Origin of the sequence: Providencia sp. PROV182 (genome assembly GCF_028480325.1) — a bacterium.
GTDB classification, from domain to species: domain Bacteria; phylum Pseudomonadota; class Gammaproteobacteria; order Enterobacterales; family Enterobacteriaceae; genus Providencia; species Providencia hangzhouensis.
In genome coordinates this window covers 21,498-41,315 of record NZ_JAMPOL010000018.1, presented here as the reverse complement: position 1 = coordinate 41,315, position 19,818 = coordinate 21,498, and the positions used below count along the sequence as shown (strand labels likewise).

Here is a 19,818-nt window from a genome sequence, read left to right as displayed (position 1 = left end):
GCTTTATCTATTTTTATATTATTAAACCATTATTGTGTGACTGAGTAATGAGCTTACTCAGCCACAAATATCTATTTTTTATATATTACTGGTAAGTAATGGCTAAATTAGCTGTAATATCAAAGGTGTGATTACCAAAGTCACTAGGACCATTTGCCGTTAAACGAGTTAGGCTGGTATTAAATGTAATATTATTTGCACCTTTTCCGATTTTAATATCATCACTTTGGCCAGGTTTAACTTCCACATTGTTATATTTTAATTTTACACCAAATGCATCGCTGGAGGTTTTAAATACATGTGGTGCGTTTGGCGCATTATTTGCCACGAAAGTGAGTTTTGCATTCGCAGGGAATTGACATGTAAAATATAAAGAGCCAGAGCTATGGTATGCAGTTTCATCACCCACTTTTTCTAATGTATTGATAGCACCAAAATTTGTTGTATTTTCAAGCTTGGCATCAGTACAAGGCTGGGTCACGTTTGAGAATGTGCCTTTAATATTGATTGGCATATTTTGAACGGCGGATAGAGCGGGTAAAGATACACACAGTAAGAGTGCTAGGCTGCTTTTTTTTAGCAAACACATAATAAAAATCCTTTTATTGATTTTGAGAAGTTTTATATTCTAATAAATATATTAATTCTATTAAATAGACGGAGATTAAATAACTATTTAATCTTGCTTTTGAATTTCAATTTGATTTAAAACTCTTTTTTTAAACCGTGGCGGTTTATCATATTTAAGCGTTTGGGTGTAAATACGTAGATAATATATTTGATTTAATAGTTATATATTTTAATGGTTATGTTTTTTTACTTAAGTAATCTGCGTGTTTTTTTATGGTTGGTTTTTTAATTTAATTTTAAGAATATAGTTTATTAATTTTAAATTAAATAATGGTGTTAATGTGAGTGTATTATCGTTAATAACTTTTAGCGTTATGGAAAATAGATAAAAACCCATTATGGGCTTTTATCTGGCCTTGTATTTATTTTTGCCCTAATTTAACCGCTATCTTTTCGAGTTTAAACATTAGGAATAATGTTACTGCAACTAATACAATTGTCAGCGCTGAGCCGTCAGCAATATTTCCCCGATCCGTTAAGCTAAAAATAGAGACGGGTAAAGTTGCCCAGCCCGGGGGATATAACATCATCGTGGCGCCAAGTTCCCCTAAAGACAGTGATAGGCTTAATGCTAATGCTGAAATCATCCATGGCATCAATAGTGGTAGGGTGACATGGCATAAACGATACCAAGGAGAAGCGCCTAAGCTAAAAGCAACATTTTCAATATCGGGAGAAATACGGGTTAACCCAGTGGAAACATTGCTAAACGTAAAAGCAGAAATCAACACAAAATGAGCACTAAATACAATCCAAAAAGTGCCGTTCATCTGTAAATAGCCTTGGCTGAATGCCACAAGGATCCCAAGCCCAATAGAAACAGAAGGAATAGCGCTGGGGAGGTAAAATGCAATACTCAGCCACTTTTGTATTTTCCCACTGTGTCTTCTTAGTGCTAACGCAGCCCAAAGCCCACAAAACAGCGCAAATAGACTGGCACTAAAACCAACCACTAGGCTGGATAAAATGGCATCCCAAGCTGGCCCACTAAACGCATTCACAAAATGTTCAAAAGTAAAGCCTGAAGGTAAAATGCCATTCCATTGGCGGCTGAAACTCGACATTAAAATCATCACTAAAGGCAGTAAAAACAATAAACCAAATAAGCTGATGGCAATGATAGTGGCAGTGGCTCGTCCTTTTTTAGACCAAATCAACATAATTAATTCCTTACTCCAAGGCGAGTGGTCGCCATTCTGTATAGGAAAAATAACCCGAGTGAAAGCAAGATGTTAATTAAGGCAATCATGCATGCCACCGCATAATCTGACTCTAATATTGCCTTGCTGTATACCATCATCGGCAAGGTATTGACGCCTTTCGCCCCGATAAACAGTACGATGCCAAATTCATTGGTGGTTAACAGCAGGCACAGGCTACCCCCTGCTAATAAGGCGGGTAGCGCCGCAGGGAAAATAACTTGCGCGATAACCCGTGCAGGGTGTGCGCCTAAAATACTTGCCGCTTCTAACTGGCTCTTGTCGATTTGCCGCAGTGCCGCCATAAGGGGACGCATGACCAAAGGGGTAAAAACGGTAATTTCTGCCAAAATCACCCCATGGATAGAATAAAGAAACTCAACGGGGGGGAATTCTAAATCAAACAATGCCATCAAGGTGCCATTGAGTAGCCCTGCAGAACCATAAATGAAGGTAAAAGCGAGGGTAATCAAAAAGGTCGGTAGAGCAATAAAAGTATCAATCACTTGCGTGATAAAACGGCTTCCCGGAAAAGGAATAAACACTAAGATCAGTGACAATACACTACCTATCACAAGGCAACCTAAGGTGGCCAAAATGGCGATGTAGAGTGTATTCCATAACCCATTAATAAAGCGTTTTGACTCAATAAGTTGCCAAAATGCATCCAACCCCCATCTACCCGCCTCATTTTGTAGTGCTTGTTGGGCTATCAACAATAAGGGATAAAAAAACAACGTAACTAACACCAGTAATGGCGGCAATATCCAATAAATGGGCTTTATCGTTATTGATGAACCTTTTGGCACGCTAATATGTGACATGTTATTCCTCAATTAAAACGGTATCCGCAGGTGAAAACCATAAAGTGAGTTTGTCGCCTATTTTAGGCGGAGAGGCCAAATGGGTGATGGCAACACTCACGGCTTCACCAGCAACATCACAAATTAAATGCGTTAAATCCCCCTGCCAGCGAATAGACGTCAATGTGGCCTGTAATTGATTGGTGGCATTGGAATTTGGTACTAGCGTGATGTGCTGTGGGCGGATACACACCCATTTGTGAGTGCCTGCTCGCATGCCTAATGTATGAGCCTCCAACAATGTTCCACCACAACTGACATTCACTTTTCCAGGGCTTGTTGAAAAACCAAGCGCAGTAGCGGCTAGAATATTGGCTCGGCCTAAAAACTCAGCAGCAAAACGGTTGGGTGGGCGGTGATATAAGGCATTTTTCTCACCATGTGCGACTAAGTAGCCATCTTTCATAATGCCAATTTTATCACCAAGTGCGAGAGCTTCAGTTTGGTCATGAGTCACATAAAGAATAGTTAAATCGGGCAGTTCGCGGTGTAAACGGGCAATTTCTTCAACCATATTATGACGAATTTGCGCATCTAGCGCAGAAAGCGGTTCGTCGAGTAACAGAACACGAGGCCTTACGGCTATCGCTCTAGCAATCGCAACTCGCTGTTGCTGCCCCCCTGAAAGTTGGTGAGGGTAGCGGGTTGCGTAATCCGTCATTCCGACGATTTTAAGGGCTTCAATGACTCGCTCGTTAATGAGTGCTTTAGGTTGTTTCTGAGCTCGTAAGCCAAATGCGACATTCTCTTCCACTTTCATATGGGGAAATAGCGCATAATTTTGTACAACCATACCGAGTCCGCGTTGGTATGGGGGAAGGTGGGTGATATCCATATCACCTAATAAGATGCGCCCGCTGTCAGGTTGAGCAAACCCCGCAATGGCTCGCAATACCGTGGTTTTTCCTGAACCAGACGGGCCAATCAACACCAATATTTCCCCAGAGTCGATGGTTAAATCTAAAGGTTTTAGCACGACATTATTATGATATGAGACACGTAAAGACTCTAATGTGATCCCAGAGTGCTCGGTTTGCTGCATTGCAGTAGTGGCTTTTCGTTTCATCAACATCACAAGTTACTCACCATCAGTGACTTTTTGCCAACGGGAAATATCATCGGATAGGGAAACTTCAACTTCATCCCAATTAGGCTGCCAAGTTTTCACACCTTCTAACATTTGGACAGCGCTCTGGTATTGCTTATCAGATGGTGTGATATCTGAACGAACAGGCATACCCCATGAAAGCTCACTAACACGGCTTTGTGATGGTTTATCCAGCAGGAAATTAATGAGTTTTTTACCGTTTTCGGTTTCAGGGCCGTTGTTAACTAAGCCGACAACATAAGGTAAAACCAGTGTACTACGTTCCCCATTGGCATCTTTTGGCCAGAAAATTTGGACATTAGGGTTACGTACCATTTGGGATAAATTCATTTGTAAGTCGCCATTAGCGACATAGAGCTCCCCTTTATTCACGAGGGCGGTAAGCTTACCTGTCGAGGCGGATGGGCCAACGTTATTAGCCTGCAACTTACCGAGATAATCAAACCCTGCGTCTTTGCCATTAAAACTGTGGAAAACTTGTAACATCACTGCAGTACCATCCCCAGCTTGTCCCGGTGTTGAATATTGAAGTTTATTTTTAAAGCGAGAATCGAGTAGGGAGTCCCAATTTTCAGGAGGAGACTTAAGCAGCTTAGCGTTATAGATAAAGGTCAGGTAATTATTGACCAACGGCGTGTAAAAGTGATTTGAATTAGGAATATTTGCTGCATTTTCTGGCATAAATTCAGCTAATAACTGGTTTTTTGCGGCACGTTGGATAAAAGGCGGAACGGTAATAAGCACATCGGCTTGTGGATTGGTGCGTTCTTTAGCGAGCCTTTCAACTATCGCCCCTGAACCACTTTCGACATATTGTACTTTAATGCCTGTTTGTTTGGTAAATGCCTCGAACTGATTTTTATACCAACTGTTGTTGCCATCGTGCAGGCCATCAGCGGAGTAAACAGTCACAACATCAGCGGCAAAAACAGAGGTAGAGCAAAGGGTTGCCATTAATAGACCAGCTAAGTAGGTGCGTTTCATGGTTATCTCCTGTTAAGGTAAAATGTATTCTGGTATATACCAGATGTTTTTTACGCTAACGGGTTTATATGACAGAAAGATGAAATGCAGCTAAATAGCTAAAATTATTTTCTATAAATAGAAATAATCACAAAGTATCGACTTCGATGCGCAAGCTATCGTGGCGCCAGTATTCAACATCATAATCTAAAATTCGCCCATGTTGGTCATAGTTTAAGCGTTGCAACAATAAGGCTGGACGGCCAACCGTAACCCCCAGTGCTTGTGCTGCTTGGGCAGGCATTGCCGTTGGGTAGAAAGACAAATGCATACTGGTATAGATTAAATTGAAATGAGCTTCGTACACTTCCGTTAAACTGCCGTTGAGGTCGTGGCGTAGCAGTTCAGGAACGCGAGCAGGTAAACAATGGTTCTCACAGTAACAAACGGGTCTGTCATCAGCAAAACGTAGGCGGGTGAGTAAATAAATTTGTTCAAATGATTGAAGTTTTAACGGCTCCATAGCTTCGAGAGGAACTGTAATAACTCTTCCATCCAGTAAAACTGTCTTCGGTTGGCGACCTTGTTCGAGGCAAAGTTTATGGAAATTAGTATTTTGGGTTGGGTCTAACCAAAGGCGCTCAGGTGTGACAAACCAACCACGACGTTCAGACCGGTAAATTGCCCCACTGGATTCTAGCTGTGCCAAACTTTCGCGAATAGTGACACGAGTGGTATTGAAAATGGCACAAAGTTCGCGTTCCGAGGGGAGTTTATCACCACATTTTAGCGAGCCATTTTGAATCTTTTCCTGTAATTGGGCTTTGATAAGCAGATATTGCGGGGCTTCATCCGCTGATAATTTCATGGTTATTTCCTGTCATTGTTTCAGTCATATTATACATAGTTATATGAATTTTTTGTTTCACGAGCACTTTTCCTTTGACCTTTTAAGCAGCCTACGACCATTATAATGGAAATCTGGTATAGACCAATAGGTGGGTTGAATGACAAACAATAATTATTTGCTATTAACACCGGGGCCGCTTACGACGTCTAAAACGGTGAAAGAAGCCATGCTGTTTGATAGCTGTACATGGGATGATGATTATAATTTAGGCGTTGTACAAAATATTCGTCAACAATTAGTGGCACTGGCAACGGCCAAAGCAGGGTATTCTTCGGTCCTGCTTCAAGGAAGTGGAAGCTATGCGGTTGAAGCGGTTTTAGGTAGTGCAATCGGTGATAAAGAGAAAGTTTTGATTATCAGTAATGGCGCTTACGGTGCTCGAATGGCTGAAATGGCTCAGCGATTGGGTGTGGCTCATTGTGTTTATGATTGCGGTGAAGTGTCGTTGCCAAATGTGCAACAGATTGAACAGTTATTGCAACAAGATAGCCAAATCACTCATATTGCGATGGTGCACTGTGAAACTACGACAGGGATTTTAAACCCGATCGAGAAAGTCGCGAAGTTAGCGAAGCAGTATCAAAAATGCTATATCGTGGATGCAATGAGCAGTTTTGGTGGGGTCCCTATGGATGTTGCTGAGCTTAACATTGATTTTTTAATTAGCTCTGCGAATAAATGTATTCAAGGGGTTCCAGGGTTCGCTTTTGTTATCGCTCGTACCGAGGCGCTTGAACTTTGTAAGGGGCATTCCCGTTCATTATCGTTAGATTTATATGCGCAGTGGCGCTGTATGGAAGATTTCCAAGGTAAGTGGCGATTTACTTCTCCAACTCATACCGTATTGGCGTTTGACCAAGCACTCAAGGAGTTAGCTCAAGAAGGTGGCGTAGCCGCTCGCTTTCAACGTTATCAGGGGAATCAATACAAGTTGGTGTCCGGTATGCGTAAATTAGGTTTTACCACGTTGTTAGAAGATAACCTCCATTCGCCAATTATCACCGCATTTTACTCACCAAATTCATCTGATTACCAATTTAAGCAATTTTATCAGAGTTTAAAATCTCAGGGTTTTGTCATTTATCCGGGCAAGGTCTCGCAAAGTGATTGTTTCCGTATTGGAAATATTGGTGAAGTTTATGAAAAAGACATTGATGCATTGTTGGTGGCAATAAAAAAAGCCATTTACTGGGAAAAATAAGGAAAAGAAATGAACCGTATTGAAGCCGTTATCCTTGACTGGGCGGGTACCACTGTAGATTTTGGTTCTTTTGCCCCTACTCAGATTTTCATCGAAGCATTTAAATCTGTGTTTGATATAAATATTACATTGGCTCAAGCGCGCATTCCTATGGGACTAGGAAAATGGCAACATATTGAAGCACTGGGTAAATTGCCTGAAGTAGACGCTTTATGGAACGCAAAGTTTGGCCGCTCAATGAGTAGTGAGGATATCGATAAAATCTACGCGGCCTTTATGCCATTGCAAATTGCTAAAGTTGTCGATTTTGCTGCGCCAATCACCGGAGTTGTCGACACAATCGCTACATTACGCAACCAAAATATTAAAATTGGCTCTTGTTCAGGTTACCCTCGTGCCGTGATGGAAAAGTTAGTTCCAGCAGCAAAGGCATTGGGCTACCAACCCGACTACTGGATAGCAAGTGATGATCTACTTGCTGGTGGGCGTCCGGGACCTTGGATGGCATTACAGAACGTCATTGAGCTAGGTGTTGGTTCCGTATCCGCTTGTATCAAAGTGGATGATGCCGTTCCCGGAATTGAAGAAGGGCGCAATGCGGGAATGTGGAGCGTTGGGTTAGCGGTTTCGGGTAATGAATTTGGTAAAACATGGGATGAATATCAAGGGATGCCAATTGATGAAGTTAACGCGTTGAAACAACAAGCCACAGAGAAACTATATGCTGCTGGCGCTCATTATGTGATTGATACTTTAGCTGATTTGCCATCAGTTATTGAAATAATTAATAGCCGATTGGCTAATGGTGAAAGATCCTAATCAGTATATATTATTTCTTTATTAATCACTTTTTTCTATCTGAATGGCCTACTTTTATTTGATATAAATTTTCAGCAAAGTAGGCCAAAATATTTTTGCAGGTGAGGTATGAGGAGCAGAGTATAACGGATAACAATATAGGGAGTCGCATGTGTCTTCGGAGTCTAATCTACATAAAACAGTCGATTTTTTACAGGAGTTTGTTGATGAAGCTCTCTTAGATTTACAAGTAAGTATGCTATCAGAAGATGACTTTGAGTCCTTAGTGAGAGATAAACGGTCTGTGTTAAATTGGCTTAGCAAATTTGGACATTTTCTCAGTGAAGACAGCTTTCATATGGGGTTCAGATTAGAGAAAGGTTCTGAAATTGATGGTGCAGTACTTGGTGTTTACGCGACTAAGCGTGGCGACTTACATATTTTTTTGATTGAGTCTTTTGTGCGAGACCTCCCAGAGCACCCTCTAAATGGGCGTTTAACTACTTTAGTTATTATTGCGGTAACTTTTTTCCTTACTCAATATCCAGATAGTAAAGCCGTTTATATTATTGAACCTGATGAAGGCTTGATCTCACATTATCAAAAGTTTGGTTTCAAATTATTAAGGGATGAAAATGTTATGTTTGCAACCAGTGACGCTTTGCAATTAATTCAGCTATCGTTACTTACGGAATTACTGTCGAATCAATAGTGCTATTAAAATAGTCTATTTTTCACCATGCTGTAAAATTATTGTGGAATTTGATACAATACAGCTTGTGAACATTAATGATACGGGGTGATTTATGGGGAATAATAAGGTTGAAAGATTATCGCCTCAAGAAATGCGCGATATTATGTTAGCGAATGCTAAAGTACTAATGTCTGACCGGTTTAGAACAACAGCCCCTGAAGTTACTGGTCAAAAAAAGAAAGTGATATCAACGCTTCAAAAATAAAGATTTTTACAATGTAATTTTGTTGTAGCGCCTGATCTATCCCTGATAGCCACTTCTAACTCGTCAAACTTTTCTGTAGACATCCTTTGCTTAAATTGATGTCTACAGAGCAGCATAATTAAAATATATTAACAGGCAATTCTGGCGCTAATGTCGCCACCATCACCGCTTTGATAGTATGTAAACGGTTTTCTGCTTGGTCAAAGACAATGCTATAAGGCGATTCAAAGACTTCTTCCGTGACTTCTAAGCCACCAAACATATTGAATTCTTTAGCTAATTGAGCGCCCAATGTGGTATCTTCATTATGAAAGGCAGGCAAACAATGTAGGAACTTCACTTTTGGGTTGCCAGTGAGCTTAATCACATTCATATTCACTTGGTATGGTTTTAATAAATTAATGCGCTGTGCCCATACTTCTTTGGCTTCTCCCATCGATACCCACACGTCGGTATAGATAAAATCAGTATCTCTAACGCCTTCGGCGACATCTTCCGTGAGCGTGATCTTCGCACCCGTTTTTTGAGCTAGTGCTTGGCAAGTGTTCACTAAGTCTTCCTCCGGCCAGCAACTTTTTGGCGCAACAAGGCGTAAATCTAAACCTGTGAGCGCAGCAGCTTCTAGCATCGAATTCCCCATGTTGTTACGCGCATCGCCTAAATAGGCAAATTTAATTTCTGAGAATGGCGTATTTGGTCGGTGCTCTTGAATGGTCAGCAGATCGGCTAATAACTGTGTGGGATGGAATTCGTTAGTTAATCCATTCCATACAGGCACTCCCGAATGCGCGGCTAAGAGTTCTACCGTGTTTTGGGCGAATCCACGGTACTGGATACCGTCATACATCCGACCCAACACTCTAGCGGTGTCTTTCATGGTTTCTTTATGGCCGATTTGGCTACCAGAAGGCCCTAAATAAGTGACTCTAGCACCTTGGTCAAATGCACCAACTTCAAATGCACAGCGTGTCCGTGTTGAATCTTTCTCAAAAATAAGGGCAAAGTTTTTACCTGAAAGGAGGGGCTGCTCTGTGCCCGCTTTTTTTTCTGATTTTAACCAAGAAGAGAGTTTTAAAAGTGAATGAATTTCGCTAGAAGTAAAATCAAGTAACCTTAAAAAAGGTTTATTATATAGGGGATTCATAATTGGTAGCCTTTTTGATTTGAATTAATATTCAATTTATATTCATAAAAATTCAAAATCAACCCCCAATGTAAAAGAAATTATCTTTAAATATATGGTTTCACTGTCAACCGTGTGGGAGAATGGCGCAAAGAAAGATGAGCGACAAAGAAACAAAAGGGGTGTGGATATGGTAGATAAAGCTGAACTCGATGCGCAGTACGAAGAAACTCGCTTGATCATCGAGGAATTACTGGAAGATGGTAGCGATCCTGATGCATTGTATGCGATTGAGCATCACTTCTCAGCGGACAACTTTGCTCTGTTAGAGAAAGCAGCCGTTGAAGCTTTTAAACTAGGCTATGAAGTCACGGATGCAGAAGAGCTCGAAATTGAAACGGGTGAAACCCTTATGTGTTGCGATGTAATCAGTGAAAGTGCTTTAAATGCAGAGCTGATTGACGCACAGGTTGAGCAATTAATGAAGTTGGCTGAAAAAATGGGCATCAACTATGATGGTTGGGGCACGTATTTTGAAGACCCAGATGCAGAGTATGACGACGAAGACGGTGATGATGTTGACCCTGAAGATCGCGTGCATTAATCTTTAATCGACTAATGTATTTTAAGAAAGGATAGCAAAAAGCTACCCTTTCTTATGGCTACTTTTGCATAAATTCAGGTAATGGTGGGATAGACTTGAAATTAAAGTTCTTAAAGGATTTAAAGTTAGACAAATCAGGTTCATTACGATCTAATAGGGCACTAGTTAGGCGTTTTAATACGTCTATTTGATATTCTTTAGGAACATTTTCTTTTACCCACGTCGACCATTTAGGTAAAAACTCCTTTTTCTCAGCTTCTCTTGCCTTTTGCTTAGTTATCTTTAATACACAATTCTCTGAGGTGTTATGTACTCTTACTACCGTATTAGAAATTGGATAGATAGAAACGTGAATACCCTTAACGGCTATTTTAATGAGCTTGATATTGTAATTATTTATTGAAGTTGTCATGTATATACTCCTGTTAAATGAAAAATAGAAGTATAAAGAAGTCGCTTTAAAAAACTTGTTTTAATCGATGATGAAGCATTAGAGCTTGGTATAGAAAATCATTTTTTGTTATTTGTCGACTATTTCTATCGTGCGGCAAAATAATTCACCGCACTTGCATGATGAATTATAACGCTTTCAACATACGAATTTCACAGTCACTGTGGCCAGTATTACCCAGTGGCTCATCAATAAATTCAAACCCTAATTTTTCATATAACTTAATAGCAGCTTGAAGTTCTTTGGTTGTTTCTAAATAGCAACGAGTGTAGCCTTGCGCTTTAGCAAATTCCAGTGACATCAGTACGATTTGTTTTGCTAAGCCTTTGCCACGTAACACGGAAGATAAATACATTTTCTGTAATTCTGCCGTATCGTTATCACCTCCCGCGACTTGTGAAACACCGCCACCGCCAACAATTTCGCCATCCATTTCCACCACCCAGTAAGCACTACGCGGTTTGCTATAAACCTCAAATAAGGTATCTAAAATAGGGTCAGCAACAGCAAAGCCTTTGTCTGCGGTTAAGCCATGCTCAGCAGAAACTTCGCGGATCACCGCGGCAATACCTGCGTTATCTTGTTGTTCGATAGGACGAATTTTGTAGTTTTGTGTTGTCATGTGAAACTCTTGATTATTATTGTGTACAACTCAGTGTAGAGAGAACCAGAAGGGAACTTCAATCTGAGAACTGCGAACGCAGTCATTTGATGATACTCGAATAAAAAGCCCTTATCAACGAATCGATAAGGGCTTAAAAATGATTAGCTAATTAATAATTATAAAGAGGCGATGGTCACTTTTTGCGCTTCAATTTTAGCTTTTGCTTCAATATTGGCAGTTAAGCGTTCACGTTCTTTTTCAACAACGGCAGCAGGCGCACGGCTCACAAAACCTTCGTTAGCTAATTTGCTTTCAATGGTTTCGATTTCTTTCACCACTTTTTCCAGCTCTTTATCTAAACGAGCCAGTTCTGCGTCTTTATCGACTAAGCCAGCCATTGGGATCAGCAGCTCTGCACCGCCAACGAGTTTAGTGACAGAAACCGGTGCTTCTTCACCATCAGCCAGTACGCGGATGCTTTCTAAACGTGCCATTGATTTGATAAAGCTTTGGTTTTCTTCAACGCGACGTTTTGCATCAGCAGAAGCACCACGCAGCATCACATCCAGTGGCTTACCTGGAGAGATATTCATTTCTGCACGAATATTACGTACAGCAATAATGGCTTCTTTGATCCACTCAAGGTCACTTAGCGCGAGCTCATCCACTTTAGCCGCATCGAACTCAGGGAACGCTTGCAACATAATGGTATCGGCATCAATACCTTTAACCACTTTGACGCGCTGCCAGATGGTTTCAGTGATAAATGGAATGATTGGGTGAGCAAGGCGCAGTAAGCCTTCTAATACCTCAATTAAGGTGAAGCGAGCCGCACGTACTTGTGCTTCGTTACCTTTATGAACAGCAGGTTTAGACAGCTCTAAGTACCAGTCACAGAATTCATTCCATGTGAAATCATACAAAATACCCGCTGCGATATCGTAACGGTGAGTATCTAACGCTTCACGGTAAGCTTTCACTGTTTGATTGAATTGCGCTATGATCCAGCGGTCAGCCAGTGAGAAGCTCATTTCGCCGCCGTTTTGACCACAATCTTGGCCTTCAGTATTCATCAGAACGAAACGGCTCGCATTCCATAATTTATTACAGAAGTTGCGATAGCCGGACAGGCGTTTCATATCCCAGTTGATATCACGGCCTGTTGACGCTAATGCCGCCAAAGTGAAGCGTAGTGCATCAGTACCATGGGCTTCGATCCCTTCTGGATACTCTTTACGAGTACGTTTAGCAATTTTTTCAGCCAATTGTGGCTGCATCATGTTGCCAGTACGTTTTTCAAGTAAATCTTCCAAAGAGATACCGTCAATCATATCTAATGGGTCGATAACGTTCCCTTTGGATTTCGACATTTTTTGGCCTTCTTCATCACGGATCAGGCCTGTCATATAAACGGTTTTGAATGGCACTTGTGGCTCGCCGTTTTCATCTTTGATGAAATGCATGGTCATCATGATCATACGGGCAATCCAGAAGAAAATAATATCGAAGCCACTGACTAATACATCTGTTGGATGGAATGTTTTCAGTGCGTCGGTATTTTCAGGCCAGCCGAGAGTAGAGAATGTCCACAGACCGGAAGAGAACCACGTATCCAGTACGTCGTCGTCTTGGCGCAGAGCAATATCCGCACCTAGATTATTTTCACGACGAACTTCGTCTTCATCGCGACCCACGTAGACATTGCCTTTTTCGTCATACCATGCAGGAATGCGGTGGCCCCACCACAGTTGGCGAGAAATACACCAGTCTTGAATATCACGCATCCAAGAGAAATACATGTTTTCGTACTGACGAGGAACGAACTGAATACGGCCATCTTCAACGGCTTTAATGGCATCACGAGCCAAAGGCTCAGTACGCACGTACCATTGGTCGGTTAGCATAGGCTCAATAACTACACCACCACGGTCACCGTAAGGCACCGTCAGGTCATGAGGTTTCACTTCAACCAGCAGGCCAAGTTGTTCGAATTCTGCGACGATAGCTTTACGCGCTGCAAAACGTTCCATTCCACGGTAAGCTTCTGGGATTTCGCAGCTATAAGCGGTAGATGGGTTACCGTTGGTATCGAAAATTTCCGCTTCGTTACGAACGTTGCCGTCTAAGTCCATCATGTTAATCATTGTTAACTGATGGCGTTTACCGACTTCATAGTCATTAAAGTCATGAGCTGGAGTGATTTTCACACAGCCAGTACCTTTTTCCATGTCAGCGTGTTCATCACCAACAATTGGAATACGGCGGTTAACGATTGGCAAAATAATTTCTTTACCAATTAAATCTTTATAACGTGGATCTTCAGGGTTAACGGCGACACCGGTATCCCCTAGCATGGTCTCAGGGCGGGTAGTTGCGACCACTAAATAGTCTTTGCCTTCAGCCGTTTTTGCGCCATCAGCCAATGGATAACGCAGGTGCCACATAGACCCTTTGATTTCACGGTTTTCAACTTCTAAGTCAGAAATTGCCGTGTGCAGTTTTGGGTCCCAGTTAACTAAGCGCTTACCACGATAAATCAAGTTTTCTTTATAAAGGCGAACGAACGCTTCTTTAACGGCTTTAGATAAGCCTTCATCCATAGTAAAACGCTCGCGATCCCAATCAACAGAATCGCCTAAACGGCGCATTTGCTGTGAAATTGTACCGCCGGATTCCGCTTTCCACTCCCAGATTTTGTCAATGAACGCATCGCGGCCGTAGTCGTGACGGTTTTTACCTTCTTCTGCTGCAATTTTACGCTCAACAACCATCTGAGTTGCGATACCTGCATGGTCAGTTCCCGTTTGCCATAAGGTATTTTTACCTTGCATACGTTGATAGCGGATCATCGTATCCATGATGGTTTGTTGGAAGGCGTGCCCCATGTGCAGGCTACCAGTGACATTCGGTGGTGGAATGACAACACAGAAGCTGTCTTGGGTGGTATCCCCATTAGGTTTAAAATAACCGCTTTTCTCCCAGTGAGCATATAGAGATTGCTCAATTTCTGCGGGGTTATACGTTTTATCGAGCGAAGGCTCATTCATTGGGCTATCTGGTTTCTTTTCCATTATCTTTTTGTATTCAGTAAGTTGGCAGCGCCGCCATAGTCAAATTGAAGCCGACGCTACGGTAAGTTTTATACCGCTCACGCGCCAACTGTTTTAAAGTTTCATCAATAGGTACGAAGTCTACCACTTCATGGAAAGCCGTGGCAAAATCTGCGAACTGATTTTGTAAATTAATCAGGATATCACGTGGGGTATTTCCCCGTTTAGCAGGCCAACAAATTTCAATCGGTGCACCATAACGCGGCCCTTCACCCGCCAAATTATGCGGGACAAACTGGTGTGGATCGCGTTGCCACAAGGCCTCATCAATCTTTTCAGCTTGTTGCTGTGTTTCGCAAGCAACTAAAACACGCTTTCCACTGCGCCACATTTGTGCGGCAAGCTCACAAGCTAGCCATTCATGGGCTTCAAGTTCAGGATGTGGTGATGCCTGTTTTAGTTGGTAAAATGTACCTTTTTTCATATACCCGTCATACTTCAATTTGTAGGGGTGTTGGCTACGCACTTTCGCCTTAGTCACATACTTTTGTATGGGATGTGGGCTACGCGTTTTTGGTGACCAAGCGCAGAATTATGTCTATGTTGAATTATAACCTTTTTTATAGCTGCCTCAAAATGGCTTTCTTGGTGTATCAAAAAACCAAAAATAATATCCCGAGTCGCATAAATGCTCATCGGGATATTTTTACAAGTGATGTACAGCTAAAGCGCTAAATGGGATTACTCATCACCATTAAGGCCTGCACGGTTCAATAAGAACTGCGCTAGCATGGAGACAGGGCGACCAGTAGCGCCTTTTGCTGCACCTGAACGCCAAGCAGTCCCTGCGATATCAAGGTGTGCCCAGTTATATTTCGTCGCAAAGCGAGACAAGAAACAACCCGCGGTGATAGCACCAGCAGGACGGCCACCCGTATTGGCTAAATCAGCAAAATTAGGCGTGATTTGGTCAAAATACTCATCAGCCAGTGGTAGACGCCATGCACGGTCACCCGCTTGCTCTGATGCGTTTAATAACTCATGAGCCAATGGGTTGTGGTTTGACATCAACCCAGTGTAGTGACTGCCTAATGCAATGACACAAGCCCCTGTTAAGGTCGCGATATCAATAACTAGCTCAGGTTCAAAACGCTCAACATAGGTGAGTGCATCACACAGAACTAAACGGCCTTCGGCATCCGTATTGAGGACTTCAACGGTTTGCCCAGACATGGTAGTAAGAATATCACCCGGACGATAAGCACGCCCACCAGGCATGTTTTCACAGCCTGCTAATACCCCAATGACATTAATTGGCAACTGCAATTCAGTGATAAAGCGCATTACACCGTAAACAGAAGCCGCGCCGCACATATCGTATTTCATTTCATCCATGCCTTCGGATGGTTTGATTGAAATACCGCCAGAGTCAAAGGTTAACCCTTTGCCTACGAGTACGATAGGTTTGCAGTCGGGATCTGGATTGCCTTTATATTCCATGATGGACATCAGCGATTCATTTTGTGAACCTTGACCCACCGCGAGATAGGCGTTCATTCCTAACTCTTTCATTTGCTCTTCGCCGATCACTCGCGTGGTTAGTTTGCTGTCTGAAATGTCAGCTAATTGACGTGCTTGAGACGCTAAATAACCTGCGTTACAGATATTTGGTGGCATATTACTTAAATCTTTTGCCGCTTTAACACCTGAAGCAATCGCTAAACCATGGGAAATAGCACGTTCACCACTGGTCAATTCACGGCGAGTTGGCACATTGAAAACCAGTTTACGCAGTGGACGACGATGTTCTGTTTTATTACTTTTCAGTTGATCAAACACATACAGTGATTCTTTGGCTGTTTCGACGGCTTGGCGCACTTTCCAGTAATTATTGCGGCCTTTAACGTGTAATTCAGTTAAGAAGCAGACGGCTTCCATTGAGCCAGTTTCATTCAATGTGCTGATTGTTTTCTGAATAATTTGTTTAAATTGGCGCTCATCTAATTCGCGTTCTTTACCGCAACCGATAAGTAGAATGCGTTCAGACAGAACGTTGGGTACATGATGGAGTAGCAGGGATTGCCCTACTTTACCCTCAAGTTCGCCGCGGCGCAGCAGGGCGCTGATATATCCGTCACTGATTTTGTCCAGCTGTTCAGCAATTGGGGACAGACGGCGTGGTTCAAAGACTCCGACAACAATACAAGCGCTGCGTTGTTTTTCCGGGCTACCACTTTTTACACTAAACTCCATGCGTTCTCCTGAATCTTAAAGACAAAGGCCGATGCTCCCGCTAAAATTAGCGTTTCGCATGATCTACCTCATAGAGAATGAACTCTTTATGTTAAACTAACCATCTATACGCGAAATAGCTCACGTTGTATGCTGTTAATTGCGATACACCATGAAGTATGGCGGGTATATCTGGTTTCTCGAATATTAAGCATGTTCTGATATTTCAACCAGTATAGAGAATGCTTTTATATCATTGTAGCCATACAATAAACTAGAGTATATGTTAGTAAATGGCAGACATCGAACGAACTTAGCCATTTTCTTCCCAAAAGACAAGTTTTCACAGGCGTAATAAGCGTGATCATTATTAGATATTTGGTACGGGAAACCCTGAAAAGTCAGTTAGCCATACTTTTTGTATTGATGCTAATCTTTTTTAGCCAGAAGTCGATAGATATTCTTGGCGCTGCGGTTCAGGGCAACATTCCCTCAAACTTAGTACTTCCTTTACTGGGGTTAGGTGTGCCTGAAATGGCGCAGCTTATCTTACCTTTGAGCCTATTCCTTGGGCTTTTGATGACCTACAGTAAACTTTACACTGAAAGTGAAATCACGGTAATGCACGCCTGCGGTTTAGGTAAAAGTGTTTTAGTAAAAGCCGCGTTAGTCCTAGCGGTCATTACCGCGATGGTTGCGGTGGCTAATATCACATGGATGTTGCCGTGGTCATCTCAATATCAAGAGCAAGTATTGGCTGATGCAAAAGCGAACCCTGGGTTAGCCGCGATGGTGGAAGGGCAATTTAAAACCACTAAAGATGGCAATTATGTCCTGTACATTGGTGATGTAAAAGGTAGTAATTTTAAGAACGTATTTCTTGCACAGCTACGCGCTGCAAATGAACAACGGCCTTCAGTTGTGGTGGCTGATAGCGGTTATATGAAAGAAGACCCCGATGGCCGACAAGTCGTTGTTTTAAACGAAGGTACTCGCTATGAAGGAACCGCGTTACTGCGAGATTTTCGAATAACTGACTTTGTTAATTACCAAGCTATTGTTGACCACCAAACCGCAGAAACGCGTAGTGACCGAGTCGAGCAAAAAAATATGCTACAACTGTGGTCTGAAAATACTCCTGAAGTGAACGCGGAGTTCCATTGGCGTTTAACGATTGTATTCTCCGTTGTCGTTATGGCCTTGATGGTCGTGCCATTAAGCGAGGTTAATCCACGTCAAGGACGGGTATTAAGTATGCTTCCAGCGATGCTGCTATACCTCATTTTCTTTTTATTACAAAGTACATTGCGTAATAGTGCCGATAAGGGTGACCTTGACCCAAGGTATACTATGTGGGCGGTGAATGTGGGGTATTTGATATTAGCGATAGTCCTAAATGCGTGGAATACCGTCCCAATGCGACGTATGCGTCTTAAATTGAGTAAAGGGGTTGCCTGATGTTTGGTGTTTTAGATAGGTATATCGGTCGGACCATTTTAAATTCGATTTTAGTGACGCTATTTCTGCTCGTTTCACTGGCAGGGATCATTAAATTTGTCGAGCAGCTTCGCAAAGTGGGTGATGGCGACTATACGGCATTGAGCGCAGGTGTATTCACTTTATTAACTGTCCCAAAAGATATTGATATTTTCTTTCCAATGGCAGCATTGTTGGGAGCACTCATGGGGTTAGGAGCACTGGCTTCACGTAGTGAGCTAGTCGTCATGCAAGCCTCTGGTTTTACCCGCTTACAAATTGCATTATCGGTGATGAAAACGGCGGTTCCATTGGTCATTGTCGCAATGTTTATTGGTGAGTGGATCGCACCTGCGGGAGAACAGTGGGCAAGAAATTATCGCGCAGAAAAAATCGTGGGTAACTCATTAGTTGTGACAGATGAAGGTATGTGGGCAAAAGATGCCAATGATTTTATTCATATTCAGCGGATTAATAATGCGACATCGATTCAAGATGTGTCGATTTATCGTTTTGATGACCAACGTAAATTGAAGTCGGTGATGTTTGCTGCGAATGGTGAGTACGATTCGACAAATCAGCTTTGGGTGTTATCTCAAGTGGATGAGTCAATTCTAAGTAGCGAGAAAAAAATCACAGGTTCACAGCGATTGACGGTGGATTGGAAGACCAACCTAACCCCGGAAAAACTAGGAATAGTTTCACTGAATGCTGATTCGCTATCAATCCGCGGCCTGTATCAATATGTCTCGTATTTAAAAGAAAGTGGCCAAGTGGCTGCGGTTTATGAGTTGAGCATGTGGAAAAAAATCCTCGCACCACTTTCTGCGGCAGTCATGATGCTAATGGCAGTTTCATTTATTTTTGGGCCGTTACGTACCGTTCCTATGGGCGTGCGTGTTATTTCAGGTATTGTGGGGGGATTCCTCTTTTACGTACTTAACCAAGGGTTCGGTAATTGGAGCTTAGTGTATTCGGTGCCACCGATTATTGCAGCAGCATTGCCAAGCGTCCTATTCCTGATAGTAAGTATCACATTGTTAGTTAAACGAAAATAACCGTTTATAGGCAAATAAAGGGCTGTGAGTCTTCGGGGTTCACAGCCCTTTTCTTTTTAGCATCGCTGACTTAGCAGGACATTACCTAAGTGACTAATAATCCCTAACAGTTTGTTTTGAGGGCGAAACATAATATATTGCAGCTTGTTTCCCTCTAATGCAGGGACATATTCACCTTTAACACCAATGATATTGCAACCGCTTTTGTTGGCTAATTGTTGGGCGTAAGAAAATATCCCGCCGTTGGCGGCGTATGATTGATTAAGTGAGTAGGCATTGTGGCGTTTTTTTCGGCGAGAATTATCGACTAACTGTTTATATTCAGCGGTTTTTTCTAACTCTTTTTGATTGTTTCCCAGTTTAAGATATTTCTGTTGGTTAAGGTCGTTTTCTATCTGAATGGATTTCTGGGGAGTAGGATGAACTAATGCATGACCGCTAATTTTAAGCAGTTCTGAGGAAAAATTTGAAAAGTTTCCCCTTCTAATCATACTAGCGCCAAGTAATTGGCGGGGCAGAAATATAGCTATTTTCATCTGATTCCTATTTTAACGAAATGAGAGAGAAAATAATCCTAGCTTTTCCACAG

General features: G+C 42.1%; 20 protein-coding genes. 7 read left to right on the top strand and 13 right to left on the bottom strand.

Going from position 1 to position 19,818, the window contains the following annotated elements:
• Positions 1-85: 85 nt before the first annotated feature.
• From PR834_RS14860 to phnR, 6 genes are all read right to left on the bottom strand, one after another.
• Entirely contained in the window at positions 86-589 is a 504-nt protein-coding gene (locus PR834_RS14860) for a hypothetical protein (protein ID WP_272536755.1), read from the bottom strand.
• Between the two features lie 403 nt (positions 590-992).
• Entirely contained in the window at positions 993-1,790 is a 798-nt protein-coding gene (gene phnV, locus PR834_RS14855) for a 2-aminoethylphosphonate ABC transport system, membrane component PhnV (protein WP_047757060.1), read from the bottom strand.
• 2 nt (positions 1,791-1,792) lie between these two features.
• Entirely contained in the window at positions 1,793-2,653 is an 861-nt protein-coding gene (gene phnU / locus PR834_RS14850) for a 2-aminoethylphosphonate ABC transporter permease subunit (protein WP_112308095.1), read from the bottom strand.
• A 1-nt stretch (position 2,654) separates the two neighbouring features.
• Positions 2,655-3,764 (bottom strand): 2-aminoethylphosphonate ABC transport system ATP-binding subunit PhnT, encoded by a 1,110-nt coding sequence (phnT, locus tag PR834_RS14845; RefSeq protein ID WP_272536754.1) that lies wholly within the window; start codon positions 3,762-3,764, stop codon positions 2,655-2,657.
• 6 nt (positions 3,765-3,770) lie between these two features.
• Positions 3,771-4,784, bottom strand: coding sequence for a 2-aminoethylphosphonate ABC transporter substrate-binding protein (locus tag PR834_RS14840; RefSeq protein ID WP_094961637.1), 1,014 nt, complete (start codon positions 4,782-4,784; stop codon positions 3,771-3,773).
• Between the two features lie 127 nt (positions 4,785-4,911).
• The gene (gene phnR, locus PR834_RS14835; RefSeq protein ID WP_112308094.1) at positions 4,912-5,631 is read right to left on the bottom strand and encodes a phosphonate utilization transcriptional regulator PhnR; all 720 of its coding nucleotides are present in this window, start codon (positions 5,629-5,631) and stop codon (positions 4,912-4,914) included.
• A 139-nt stretch (positions 5,632-5,770) separates the two neighbouring features.
• On the opposite strand from phnR, the gene phnW reads away from it, so the two are divergent.
• The 4 genes from phnW (at position 5,771) to PR834_RS14815 (ending at position 8,631) form a co-directional block, all read left to right on the top strand.
• Positions 5,771-6,874 (top strand): 2-aminoethylphosphonate--pyruvate transaminase, encoded by a 1,104-nt coding sequence (gene phnW / locus PR834_RS14830; RefSeq protein ID WP_112308093.1) that lies wholly within the window; start codon positions 5,771-5,773, stop codon positions 6,872-6,874.
• Positions 6,875-6,883: 9 nt separating this feature from the next.
• Positions 6,884-7,693, top strand: coding sequence for a phosphonoacetaldehyde hydrolase (phnX, locus tag PR834_RS14825; protein ID WP_112308092.1), 810 nt, complete (start codon positions 6,884-6,886; stop codon positions 7,691-7,693).
• Positions 7,694-7,844: 151 nt separating this feature from the next.
• Complete coding sequence (locus tag PR834_RS14820; RefSeq protein WP_144139671.1) at positions 7,845-8,384, top strand: hypothetical protein; 540 nt, start codon at positions 7,845-7,847, stop codon at positions 8,382-8,384.
• 94 nt (positions 8,385-8,478) lie between these two features.
• Positions 8,479-8,631 carry a hypothetical protein gene (locus PR834_RS14815; RefSeq protein WP_153673787.1) on the top strand — a complete coding sequence of 51 codons (153 nt, stop codon included), beginning with the start codon at positions 8,479-8,481 and terminating at the stop codon, positions 8,629-8,631.
• Positions 8,632-8,749: 118 nt separating this feature from the next.
• Here PR834_RS14815 and argF read toward each other — a convergent pair whose 3' ends face one another.
• Positions 8,750-9,775 (bottom strand): ornithine carbamoyltransferase, encoded by a 1,026-nt coding sequence (gene argF / locus PR834_RS14810; RefSeq protein WP_196725026.1) that lies wholly within the window; start codon positions 9,773-9,775, stop codon positions 8,750-8,752.
• 169 nt (positions 9,776-9,944) lie between these two features.
• Here argF and rraB point away from each other — a divergent pair, with 169 nt between their 5' ends.
• Positions 9,945-10,358 (top strand): ribonuclease E inhibitor RraB, encoded by a 414-nt coding sequence (gene rraB / locus PR834_RS14805; protein WP_172412242.1) that lies wholly within the window; start codon positions 9,945-9,947, stop codon positions 10,356-10,358.
• Positions 10,359-10,416: 58 nt separating this feature from the next.
• Here the strand turns inward: rraB and PR834_RS14800 are convergent, their stop codons facing one another.
• The 5 genes from PR834_RS14800 to pepA all read right to left on the bottom strand — a co-directional run bounded on the left by PR834_RS14800 (position 10,417) and on the right by pepA (position 16,716).
• Entirely contained in the window at positions 10,417-10,770 is a 354-nt protein-coding gene (locus tag PR834_RS14800; RefSeq protein ID WP_196725025.1) for a hypothetical protein, read from the bottom strand.
• 166 nt (positions 10,771-10,936) lie between these two features.
• On the bottom strand, positions 10,937-11,431 hold the full coding sequence (locus tag PR834_RS14795; RefSeq protein WP_004264338.1) for a GNAT family N-acetyltransferase: 495 nt from the start codon (positions 11,429-11,431) through the stop codon (positions 10,937-10,939).
• 158 nt (positions 11,432-11,589) lie between these two features.
• Positions 11,590-14,460: a valine--tRNA ligase gene (locus tag PR834_RS14790; RefSeq protein ID WP_196725061.1), complete on the bottom strand. Its 2,871-nt coding sequence runs from the start codon at positions 14,458-14,460 to the stop codon at positions 11,590-11,592.
• A 37-nt stretch (positions 14,461-14,497) separates the two neighbouring features.
• Complete coding sequence (locus PR834_RS14785; RefSeq protein ID WP_272536753.1) at positions 14,498-14,947, bottom strand: DNA polymerase III subunit chi; 450 nt, start codon at positions 14,945-14,947, stop codon at positions 14,498-14,500.
• 257 nt (positions 14,948-15,204) lie between these two features.
• A complete protein-coding gene (pepA, locus tag PR834_RS14780; protein ID WP_004264329.1) occupies positions 15,205-16,716 on the bottom strand; it encodes a leucyl aminopeptidase in 1,512 nt (503 codons plus the stop codon).
• A gap of 339 nt (positions 16,717-17,055) precedes the next feature.
• Between pepA and lptF the strand changes: the two genes are divergently transcribed.
• Positions 17,056-18,153 carry an LPS export ABC transporter permease LptF gene (gene lptF / locus PR834_RS14775; protein WP_036958756.1) on the top strand — a complete coding sequence of 366 codons (1,098 nt, stop codon included), beginning with the start codon at positions 17,056-17,058 and terminating at the stop codon, positions 18,151-18,153.
• Positions 18,153-19,229 carry an LPS export ABC transporter permease LptG gene (gene lptG, locus PR834_RS14770; RefSeq protein ID WP_004264322.1) on the top strand — a complete coding sequence of 359 codons (1,077 nt, stop codon included), beginning with the start codon at positions 18,153-18,155 and terminating at the stop codon, positions 19,227-19,229. Before lptF ends, lptG begins: the two co-directional genes overlap by 1 nt.
• A 56-nt stretch (positions 19,230-19,285) precedes the next feature.
• Here the strand turns inward: lptG and PR834_RS14765 are convergent, their stop codons facing one another.
• A complete protein-coding gene (locus tag PR834_RS14765; RefSeq protein WP_196725024.1) occupies positions 19,286-19,765 on the bottom strand; it encodes a hypothetical protein in 480 nt (159 codons plus the stop codon).
• Positions 19,766-19,818: the final 53 nt, after the last annotated feature.